The sequence below is a fragment of the Streptomyces sp. NPDC001493 genome, assembly GCF_053597235.1.
On record NZ_JBSFHV010000003.1, the window covers coordinates 481,350 to 491,362 of the forward strand.

The window sequence follows — 10,013 nt, forward strand, 5'->3', positions numbered from 1 at the left end:
GCCCGCGCGAGGAAGGGCGCCCGCGTGGGCGTACGGCCTCCGGGCGCCCTTCCTCGCAGCCGTGCCGGGCAGCGCCCGGCAGACGGCGCTTTGACGACACGACCTAGGACCGATGGCCCGGGCCACCGCCGTCCACAGGCCGATACGGGCCCCGTGCGCCGCCGGTACCGTGAGGCGTATGAGCCACCTCCGACCGTCGGGTCTCGCCGCCGTGAGCGCCGCGCTGCTCGCGATGAGCCGGCAGCTGGACATGCGCGACGTCCTCAAGACGATCGTCGCCTCCGCCCGCGAGCTGCTCGACGCCGAGTACGCGGCGCTGGGCGTCCCCGACGACCACGGGGGCTTCGCCCAGTTCGTCGTCGACGGCGTCAGCGACGAACAGTGGAAGGCGATCGGCCCGCTGCCCCGGCAGCACGGCATCCTCGCCGCGATGCTCCACGAGGCGAGGCCCGAGCGGCTCAGCGACGTCCGCAAGGACCCCCGCTTCGGCGGCTGGCCCGACGCCCACCCCGACATGTCGGACTTCCTCGGCCTGCCGATCCAGGACGGCGACGAGACCATCGGCGCGCTCTACCTGGCCAACAAGAGGTGCCCCAAACCCGAGGGGACCTGCGGCTTCACCGCCGAGGACGAGGAACTCCTCTCGATCCTCGCCCAGCACGCCGCCATCGCCCTCACCAACGCCCGCCTCTACGAGCGCAGCCGCGAGCTCACCATCGCCGAGGAGCGCTCCCGCCTCGCCCACGAGCTGCACGACGCCGTCAGCCAGAAGCTCTTCTCCCTGCGGCTGACCGCCCAGGCCGCCGCCGCCCTGGTCGACCGCGACCCCGCACGCGCCAAGGGCGAGCTCCAGCAGGTCGCCGCCCTCGCCGCCGAGGCCGTGGACGAGCTCCGCGCCGCCGTCGTCGAGCTCCGCCCGGCCGCACTCGACGAGGACGGCCTCGTCGCCACCCTCCGTACCCAGGTCCAGGTCCTCGACCGGGCGCAGAGCGCGCGGGTCACCTTCGAGAGCCACGGCGTACGGGCGCTGCCCGCGGCCCAGGAGGAGGCGCTGCTGCGCGTCGCGCAGGAGGCCCTGCACAACGCGCTGCGCCACTCCGGCGGCGCCCGCGTCACCGTCGCCCTGACCCGGCGCGGCGCGGGCACCGTGCTGCGGATCACCGACGACGGCCAGGGGTTCGACCCCACGGCGGTCCGCCAGGCGGGCCGCCACCTCGGCCTCGTCTCGATGAGCCACCGCGCGCACAGCGTCGGCGGCACCCTCAGCGTGGAATCGGCGCCCGGAAAGGGCGCCACGATCGAGATGGAGGTCCCCGGTGGCTGACAAGACCATCCGCGTCCTGCTGGTCGACGACCACCAGGTCGTCCGGCGCGGGCTGCGCACCTTCCTGGAGGTGCAGGACGACATAGAGGTCGTCGGAGAGGCCTCCGACGGCGCGGAGGGCGTCGCCCAGGCCGAGGAGCTCCGCCCCGACGTGGTGCTGATGGACATCAAGATGCCCGGCACGGACGGCATCGAGGCGCTGCGCAAGCTCCGCGAACTGGCCAACCCCGCACGGGTCCTCGTCGTCACCAGCTTCACCGAGCAGCGGACCGTCGTCCCCGCCCTGCGCGCCGGAGCCTCCGGGTACGTCTACAAGGACGTCGACCCGGACGCCCTGGCCGGCGCCATCCGCTCCGTCCACGCGGGCCACGTCCTGCTCCAGCCCGAGGTGGCCGGAGCGCTCCTCGCCCAGGAGGACGGCGGCGGCGGTACGGGCCGGGGCACCACCCTCACCGAGCGCGAGCGCGAAGTGCTCGGGCTCATCGCGGACGGCCGGTCCAACCGCGAGATCGCCCGGGCGCTGGTGCTGTCCGAGAAGACCGTCAAGACCCACGTCTCGAACATCCTGATGAAGCTCGACCTGGCCGACCGCACCCAGGCCGCCCTCTGGGCCGTACGCCACGGAATGGCCGGCTGACCGGGGGCGGCGAACCGGGCGACCGGCCACCGGAAGCGGGCGACCAGGGCGACCGGGCCCGCCTCCGGCCGGAAGGCGCGGGGGCGCGGGAGGGGCTGCCCCTACCGCCGCCCCCGCTCGCCCTCCTCCACGTACGCGTTGTACGCGGCCACCTGCGCCCTGCGCGCCACCCGCTCCACCGGACGCAGCGCCTCGCCCCGGGCCGCGATCTCCGAGGCGCTCACCGCACCGCCGTGCCCGTTCTCGTACGCCAGCTCGATCAGCAGCCCCACCCGCTGGGCGAGCTCCAGCACGCGTACCGCCCGGGGCGGGTACCCCGGGGCCAGCACCTCGCGCCCGCGCTCCGCCCGCGCCCGGTAGGCGTCCACCGCCGCCTCGGCCACCGGCCCGGAGCCCGCCACGTCCAGCCGCGACAGCAGCGCCGTCGCGTCCCGCAGCGCCTCCGCGAGCTCCCGCTCCGCCTCGCCCAGCGACGGCACGTCCGCCGGCGGCGCCTCCCGTACGGGTGTGACCCGCCACACCACCTCGATGTGCAGATCGCCGGGCGGCCCGGCCTCGGTCACCTCCGGCACCAGCCCGTACGCGGCCCCGGAAGCGACCACCGCCTCCCCGGTCTCCAGCGCCCGGGCGTTGAACTCCGGCGGACCGCTCAGCCCCAGCGGATGCCCCGGGGCCGGCAGCGCCACCCGGTAACCCGTCACCCCCAGCCCCCGCAGCCGCCCCAGCGCCAGCGTGAGCCCCACGGGCCCCGCCTCACCGGGCAGTCCCTCGACGCGGTGCACCGCGTCCTCTCCGACGATCGCGTCCGCCGCGTCGTCCGGAGACACCAGTCCGGCGAGCAGCGCGTTTCCCCAGGCGGCCAGCAGCCCTGAGCGTGGTTCCGAAAGCATGGGAACAGCCTAAGAGCTGCCGCGCGCTCCCCGGCGGGAACGGACCTCGCGGCCGGAGCGCTCCCCGGGTGGCGTAAGTTTTGCGTGGGAGCTGTGCCCTCCGGCACGCGACGATCTCGACACTGCATGGGGAGACAACGCGCTCATGAGCGATGTACTGGAGCTGGTGGACGTATCCGTGGTCCGCGACGGACGCGCTCTGGTGGAAGACGTCTCCTGGTCGGTCAAGGAGGGGGAGCGCTGGGTCATCCTCGGCCCGAACGGCGCCGGCAAGACGACGCTGCTCAACATCGCCTCCAGCTACCTCTTCCCGTCCACGGGAACCGCCAGGGTCCTCGGCGAGCAGCTCGGCGGCGTCGGCACCGACGTCTTCGAGCTCCGCCCGCGCATCGGCATCGCCGGCGTCGCCATGGCGGAGAAGCTTCCCAAGCGCCTCACCGTCCTGCAGGCGGTGCTCACCGCCGCGTACGGCATGACGGCCACCTGGCACGAGGACTACGAGGAGGTCGACGTGCAGCGCGCCCGCGCCTTCCTCGACCGGCTCGGCATGAACGACTACCTCGACCGCAAGTTCGGGACCCTCTCCGAGGGCGAGCGCAAGCGCACGCTGATCGCCCGCGCGATGATGACCGACCCCGAGCTGCTCCTGCTCGACGAGCCCGCCGCCGGACTCGACCTCGGCGGACGCGAGGATCTGGTGCGCCGCCTCGGCCGCCTGGCCCGTGACCCGTACGCCCCCTCCATGATCATGGTGACCCACCACGTCGAGGAGATCGCGCCGGGGTTCACCCACGTCCTGATGATCCGGCAGGGCAAGGTGCTCGCCGCCGGCCCCATGGAGACCGAGCTCACCTCGCGCAACCTCTCCCGCTGCTTCGGCCTGCCGCTCGTCGTCGAGCACCAGGGCGACCGCTACACCGCGCGCGGACTGCCGCTGTCCTGAAGCGCGTTGCGAAGGTAGCGCCGTCCGCCCGGAGGGCAGGCGGGACTTTCGCGACACGTTTCGGAAGGTGTTGTCCCCGGTCGGATCCGGCTGACACCCCTGGGCGGACCGCCTCCCGTCCCGGGCGGCCCGGCGCCGGTCCGCCGGACACCACCTGGCCGGATCCCGCCCCACGGGGCCCCTGTCCCTGGGGCACATGCGGTCCTACCATGACGACATGGACGCGTGGGTGTGGTGGCTGATCGCGGCGGTGGGGCTGGGCATTCCCCTGGTCCTCACCGCCATGCCGGAGTTCGGGATGTTCGCGGTCGGCGCGGTCGCTGGGGCGATCGTCGCCGCACTCGGCGGCGGCATCGTGGCCCAGGTGCTGGTGTTCGTCGTCGTCTCCGTCGCGCTGGTCGCCGTGGTGCGCGTGGTCGCCGCGCGCCACCGGGGAGACGGCCCCCAATTCTCCTCCGGGATCGACGCGTTGAAGGGCCGCCAGGCCGTCGTGCTCGAACGCGTCGACGGGAGCGGCGGCGGGCGCATCAAGCTGGCGGGCGAGATCTGGTCGGCCCGCGCACTCGACGACACCCAGAGCTTCGAGCCGGGCCAACAGGTCGACGTCGTCGACATCGACGGGGCCACCGCCGTCGTCATGTGACCGAACCGGCCACGCGGCAGGGCGAGTTCTGCGACACTCGAAGTCGATCATGTCGGCTCGCCCGGTCCGTCACAGTGAGAGCGCGACCAGATCACCAGGATCCGTCGGCTATCGAAGGGCTTGAGGCACACGATGCAACCGGTCATCATCGTCCTGATCATTTTGGTGGTGCTCGTCTTCATCGCCCTGATCAAGACGATCCAGATCATTCCGCAGGCCAGCGCCGCCATCGTCGAGCGCTTCGGGCGTTACACCCGCACGCTCAACGCGGGGCTGAACATCGTCGTCCCGTTCATCGACTCCATCCGCAACCGCATCGACCTCCGCGAGCAGGTCGTGCCCTTCCCGCCGCAGCCGGTGATCACCCAGGACAACCTGGTCGTCAACATCGACACGGTCATCTACTACCAGGTGACGGACGCCCGCGCCGCGACGTACGAAGTCGCCAGCTACATCCAGGCGATCGAGCAGCTCACCGTCACCACCCTCCGCAACATCATCGGCGGCATGGACCTGGAGCGGACCCTGACCTCCCGCGAGGAGATCAACGCGGCCCTGCGCGGTGTCCTGGACGAGGCCACCGGCAAGTGGGGCATCCGCGTCAACCGCGTGGAGCTCAAGGCCATCGAACCGCCCACCTCCATCCAGGACTCGATGGAGAAGCAGATGCGCGCCGACCGTGACAAGCGCGCCGCGATCCTCACCGCCGAAGGCATCCGGCAGTCCCAGATCCTCACCGCCGAGGGCGAGAAGCAGTCCTCGATCCTGCGCGCCGAAGGTGACGCCAAGGCGGCCGCCCTGCGCGCCGAGGGCGAGGCCCAGGCGATCCGGACCGTCTTCGAGTCCATCCACGCGGGAGACCCGGACCAGAAGCTCCTCTCGTACCAGTACCTCCAGATGCTGCCGAAGATCGCCGAGGGCGACGCCAACAAGCTCTGGATCGTGCCCAGCGAGATCGGTGACGCCCTCAAGGGCCTCAGCGGCGCCTTCGGCAACCTCGGCGGCGGCGTCCCGGGCTTCGACACCGGCGGGTCCCGCCCGAGCAAGGAGCGCCGTGAGGAGCCCCCGGTCGACTGACCCGGCCCTCCCGGGAGCGCGGCCCCGGCTCCCCGCGGCGTGAACGGCCCCTCCCGTGCACACGGCTTCTCCTACGCTCCGTGCACACGGCCTCTCCCGCGCACCCGGCCCGGTGGTGCGGCCGGACGGTGGAACTCCCCTTCCAGGGGCCCCCGTCCGGCCCGCCCCGGGCCTTCGTGCATGATCGGTGCGGCACCCCGACCTTCATGGCGGGGATGCGTCAACGCTCACCGAAGGAGTGGCCTTGTCCCTCTGGGAAATGCTCGCCGTCCTCGCCGCGGGCACCGCCGCGGGAACGATCAACACCATCGTCGGATCAGGCACGTTGATCACCTTCCCCGTGCTGCTCGCCGTCGGCCTGCCGCCGGTCACCGCCACCGTCTCCAACGCCCTCGGCCTCGTGCCCGGCTCCGTCAGCGGGGCCATCGGCTACCGCGAGGAGCTCAAGGGCCAACGCCCACGCGTCATCAGACTGGGCATCAGCTGCCTGATCGGCGGACTCGCCGGCGCCACCCTCCTGCTGGCCCTGCCCTCCACCGCGTTCGAAACCATCGTCCCGGTCCTGGTCACCCTCGCCCTCGTGCTGATCGTGCTCCAGCCCCGTATCAGCAAGGCCGTGCAGCGCCGCCGTGAACGCTCCGGCACCCCCGCGCACCCCGAAGGCGGCCCGCTGCTCGCCGTCGGCCTCGTTCTCGCCAGCGTCTACGGCGGCTACTTCACGGCCGCCCAGGGGATCATCTATCTCTCCCTGATGACCATGCTGATCGACGACACCATGCAGCGACTCAACGCCGTCAAGAACGTCCTGGCCGCCGTCGTCAACAGCGTCGCCGCGCTCTTCTTCCTCTTCGTCGCCGACTTCGACTGGACCGCCGTCCTCCTCATCGCGGTCGGCTCCACCCTCGGCGGCCAGATCGGCGCCCGGGTCGGCCGCCGCCTCAGCCCCACCGTGCTGCGATGCCTCATCGTGGCGGTGGGAATCTGCGCCCTTGTCCAACTGCTCCTCCGCTGACACGCGGAAGCCCGCCTCCCCCATGGAGACGGGCTTCCGGTACGCCAACGGGCGTACGTCGATCGGACCCGGGCGGACTCGGGACCCTCGCGGTGGAGTCATGACCTCGCGGTGGACCCACGACTCCCGCGGTCAGGCGGCGGTACGGTCCAGCCAGTCCGGCAGCGACGAACGGTCGGCCGACGCCATCGCCAGCAGCATCGCCTCGGCCGGCGAGGGGACGAACGGCTGCCGCAGCAACGGCATCTCCGCCTGCTCCGGCGTCCTGGCGGCCTTGCGGTGGTTGTCCTCCGCACAGGACGCCACGGTGTTCAGCCAGGTGTCCTGACCGCCCTGGGCCCGCGGCACCACATGGTCCACGGTGGACGCGCGCCGCCCGCAGTACGCGCAACGGTGCTGGTCACGTATGAGGACTCCCCGTCTCGACCACGGCGCCTGTCTTCGGAACGGCACGCGTACGTACCTGCAGAGCCTGATCACGCGGGGCACCGGGATGTCGACGGCGGCACCACGCATCCGCAGGCCGGGATCCGCCTGCTCGACGACCGCCTTGTCCGTCAGGACGAGCACCACCGCACGGTTGAGGGTCACCGTCGACAGCGGCTCGAAGCTCGCGTTGAGAACCAACGTGTCACGCATCCTGCCCGCCTCCCCTTGTGCTGCCCGCACTGCGGCGGGCCCGGACCAACTCTGGCCGGACGGGCCGTGCGGGACAACGCAATAAAAAGTGCCCTGCCCAGATCTCTCCAAGACCGGGGCAGGGCAAACGGGAGAAGAACGCTCAGCTTTCGGGAGAGGCGTACTCACCGATCAGCTGCGCGCGGCCCAGCGTGTGGAAACGCAGGTTGAATCCGACCACGGCCGGGGAGGCGTCACTGTCCGGACCGAGCTTCTCCGTGTCCACGGCGTACACCGTGAAGACATAGCGGTGGTTCTCACCGGCCGGCGGCGCCGCACCGCCGAAGTCCTTCGACCCGTAGTCGTTGCGCGCCTGCACGGCTCCGCCGGGCAGCCCGGCGAAAGCACCGCTGCCCGCACCGGCCGGCAGTTCGGTGACCGAGGCGGGGATGTCGAACAGAACCCAGTGCCAGAATCCGCTGCCGGTGGGGGCGTCCGGGTCGAAGCACGTCACGGCGAAGCTCTTCGTCCCGGCCGGGAATCCCTCCCAGCGCAGCTGCGGGGAGGTGTTGCCCTCCGCGTACACCTGCGCGTCCGCCAGCACGGCACCCGGCGCGATGTCGTCGCTCACCACCGTGAACGCGGGCACCTCGGGGTGGAAGTCGTGCGGGAGCGGGGCCCTCTTCGCTTCGGTCACATCAGCACCTTTCCTTCGGTACGGTCCCGGCGGGGCGCTCCCCACCGGGACCTGGACGTCTCCCACGGATCATGCCGGACGCCCGTCCGGGCCCCGGCACGACCCGGCGGACGACGGTCCGGGAGGAGGTGTTACAGCCAGTTGCGCTGACCGCCCACCTGGGCCAGCCACTGGTTGAGGTAGGCCGCCCAGTCCGTCTGGTGGAAGTCGTTCAGACCGACCCGGAAGGAGCGGTACGAGTCGCTGCCCTCGCTGAACAGCCCCGGCTTCTTGTCCATCTCCAGGACGACGTCCATCTCGCGGTCGTCCGCGACGAAGGAGAGCTCGACCTGGTTCAGACCGCGGTACTGCTGCGGCGGTACGAACTCGATCTCCTGGTAGAACGGCAGCTGCTGGCGCGTCCCCCGGATGTGGCCGCGCTCCATGTCCGCGCTGCGGAAACGGAAACCGAGCTGGCCGAACGCGTCCAGGATCGCCTGCTGGGCGGGGAGCGGGTGGACGTTGATCGGGTCCAGGTCACCGGAGTCCAGCGCGCGGGCGATCTCCAGTTCCGTCGTCACCCCGATGTTCATGCCGTGCAGGTTCTGCCCCGCGAACGTGGTGATGGGCGTCTCCCACGGGATCTCCAGCCCGAACGGCACCACGTGGACGGCACCGGCCTGCACCTCGAACGCCCCGCCGAGCCGCAGCTTGGTGAACTCGATGTCCTGCTTGAACTCCTGGTCGTTGCCCTCCACCTCGACCCGCGCCTGCAGACCGACCGAGAGCCCCTGGATCTGCTGGGCGACGGACCCGCCCTGGACCCGCACCTCGCCCTGGACGACGCCACCGGGGACGACGTTGAGCTCGACGAGCTCCGTCTCCACCGACGCGCCGCCGGCGCCCATGCTCGCGAGGAGCCGCTTGAAGCCCATGGTTTTCTCCTTATAGGTGTCTGACCCCTACATACGCGCCCTGACCGTAGCCGGTTCCCCCCACCGTTCCGCCAGTACCCTCGGTCGCCATGAACGACGCCATTGACGACGCCACGACGGATCTCCCGGACCGCACGCCGTTGACGCGGGACTTCTTCGACCGCGACGTCCTGGACGTGGCCCCGGACCTGCTCGGCCGCACGCTGGTGCGGCGCACCGCCGAGGGGCCCATCGAAGTGCGCCTGACCGAGGTGGAGGCGTACGCGGGCGAGATCGACCCCGGTTCGCACGCCTTCCGCGGCAGAACGGCCCGCAACGGCGTGATGTACGGCCCGCCGGGCCACGCGTACGTCTACTTCACGTACGGGATGTGGCACTGCCTGAACCTGGTGTGCGGCCCTGAGGGGTGGGCGAGCGGGGTGCTGCTGCGGGCCGGTGAGATCCGTACCGGTGCGGATCTCACCCGTCCCCGTCGGCTTTCGGCCCGGCACGACCGAGAACTCGCCAAAGGCCCGGCCCGTCTGGCAACCGCTCTCTCGATCGACCGGACACTCGACGGAAGCGATGTCGTCGCCGGCCCGCCGGAGCCGATGTCCGTCCTGTACGGCACCCCGCCACCGCGTGACCAGGTGCGGAGCGGTCCGCGCACCGGAGTCGGCGGCGACGGCGCCCACCAGCCCTGGCGCTTCTGGATCGACGGCGACCCGACCGTGAGTCCCTACCGGGCCCACGCCCCGCGGCGCCGCCGGACTTGACGCAGCCTCGGGCAGTCCCTAATGTGGTCCGAGCCGCTTTACACGGGTGCAGTTGTCGGACCGGTCCTCCGGACCACACCGACTGGCCTCGATGCGGCCAACCACTACCTTCGATCCGCCCTGACGGGTGCGAATTCGGCATGCCCGAATTTCGCTTCGAACACTCGATTATGAGTCGTCGCGGAAATGGACTACGGTAGCGGCATCGCCGAAAAGAAGCCGAAAGGCAGACATGAGGCAAAGGCCCCGACAGGCCGCCGGAATCAACTTCGGACCGGAAACGGAACGAAAAAGAGTCTGGTAGAGTCGGACTCGCCGGAAAGGGAAACGCGAAAGCGAAGAACTGGAAAGCGAAACCCGCTTCGACCGGGAATCGGACACGAAAGAGTCTGATAGAGTCGGAAACGCAAGAACGAAGGGAAGCGCCCGGAGGGCCCCGGTGAAACGGGACCGAAGGAAGCGTCCGTTCCTTGAGAACTCAACAGCGTGCCAAAAGTCAACGC

The 10,013-nt window shown here is 71.0% G+C and carries 11 protein-coding genes; 7 read left to right on the forward strand and 4 right to left on the reverse strand.

The genetic code is table 11. The features are described from left to right. The first annotated feature begins 178 nt into the window (after positions 1–178). Together ACWCWD_RS07660 and ACWCWD_RS07665 are read left to right on the forward strand one after the other, a co-directional pair. Positions 179–1,324 carry a GAF domain-containing sensor histidine kinase gene (locus tag ACWCWD_RS07660; RefSeq protein WP_450770969.1) on the forward strand — a complete coding sequence of 382 codons (1,146 nt, stop codon included), beginning with the start codon at positions 179–181 and terminating at the stop codon, positions 1,322–1,324. Next, positions 1,317–1,961 (forward strand): response regulator, encoded by a 645-nt coding sequence (locus ACWCWD_RS07665; protein WP_450770971.1) that lies wholly within the window; start codon positions 1,317–1,319, stop codon positions 1,959–1,961. The genes ACWCWD_RS07660 and ACWCWD_RS07665 overlap by 8 nt, the downstream gene beginning before the upstream one ends. A 101-nt stretch (positions 1,962–2,062) precedes the next feature. Here the strand turns inward: ACWCWD_RS07665 and ACWCWD_RS07670 are convergent, their stop codons facing one another. Continuing rightward, positions 2,063–2,851, reverse strand: coding sequence for a hypothetical protein (locus ACWCWD_RS07670; protein WP_450770973.1), 789 nt, complete (start codon positions 2,849–2,851; stop codon positions 2,063–2,065). Between the two features lie 145 nt (positions 2,852–2,996). On the opposite strand from ACWCWD_RS07670, the gene ACWCWD_RS07675 reads away from it, so the two are divergent. From ACWCWD_RS07675 to ACWCWD_RS07690, 4 genes are all read left to right on the forward strand, one after another. Further along, positions 2,997–3,794, forward strand: coding sequence for an ABC transporter ATP-binding protein (locus ACWCWD_RS07675; RefSeq protein ID WP_450770975.1), 798 nt, complete (start codon positions 2,997–2,999; stop codon positions 3,792–3,794). A gap of 217 nt (positions 3,795–4,011) precedes the next feature. Further along, complete coding sequence (locus tag ACWCWD_RS07680; RefSeq protein WP_450770977.1) at positions 4,012–4,437, forward strand: NfeD family protein; 426 nt, start codon at positions 4,012–4,014, stop codon at positions 4,435–4,437. A gap of 132 nt (positions 4,438–4,569) precedes the next feature. After that, complete coding sequence (locus tag ACWCWD_RS07685) at positions 4,570–5,514, forward strand: SPFH domain-containing protein (protein WP_327174997.1); 945 nt, start codon at positions 4,570–4,572, stop codon at positions 5,512–5,514. 244 nt (positions 5,515–5,758) lie between these two features. Then, positions 5,759–6,526 (forward strand): sulfite exporter TauE/SafE family protein, encoded by a 768-nt coding sequence (locus ACWCWD_RS07690; RefSeq protein WP_450770979.1) that lies wholly within the window; start codon positions 5,759–5,761, stop codon positions 6,524–6,526. A gap of 132 nt (positions 6,527–6,658) precedes the next feature. Here the strand turns inward: ACWCWD_RS07690 and ACWCWD_RS07695 are convergent, their stop codons facing one another. The 3 genes from ACWCWD_RS07695 to ACWCWD_RS07705 form a co-directional block, all read right to left on the reverse strand. Next, a complete protein-coding gene (locus ACWCWD_RS07695; protein ID WP_387372393.1) occupies positions 6,659–7,165 on the reverse strand; it encodes an HNH endonuclease in 507 nt (168 codons plus the stop codon). A 142-nt stretch (positions 7,166–7,307) separates the two neighbouring features. After that, entirely contained in the window at positions 7,308–7,841 is a 534-nt protein-coding gene (locus ACWCWD_RS07700) for a YbhB/YbcL family Raf kinase inhibitor-like protein (RefSeq protein WP_450770982.1), read from the reverse strand. Between the two features lie 131 nt (positions 7,842–7,972). Further along, positions 7,973–8,755, reverse strand: a complete 783-nt coding sequence (locus ACWCWD_RS07705; protein WP_450770984.1) for a sporulation protein — start codon at positions 8,753–8,755, stop codon at positions 7,973–7,975. An 89-nt stretch (positions 8,756–8,844) separates the two neighbouring features. Here ACWCWD_RS07705 and ACWCWD_RS07710 point away from each other — a divergent pair, with 89 nt between their 5' ends. Beyond that, complete coding sequence (locus ACWCWD_RS07710) at positions 8,845–9,510, forward strand: DNA-3-methyladenine glycosylase (protein WP_450770986.1); 666 nt, start codon at positions 8,845–8,847, stop codon at positions 9,508–9,510. Positions 9,511–10,013: the final 503 nt, after the last annotated feature.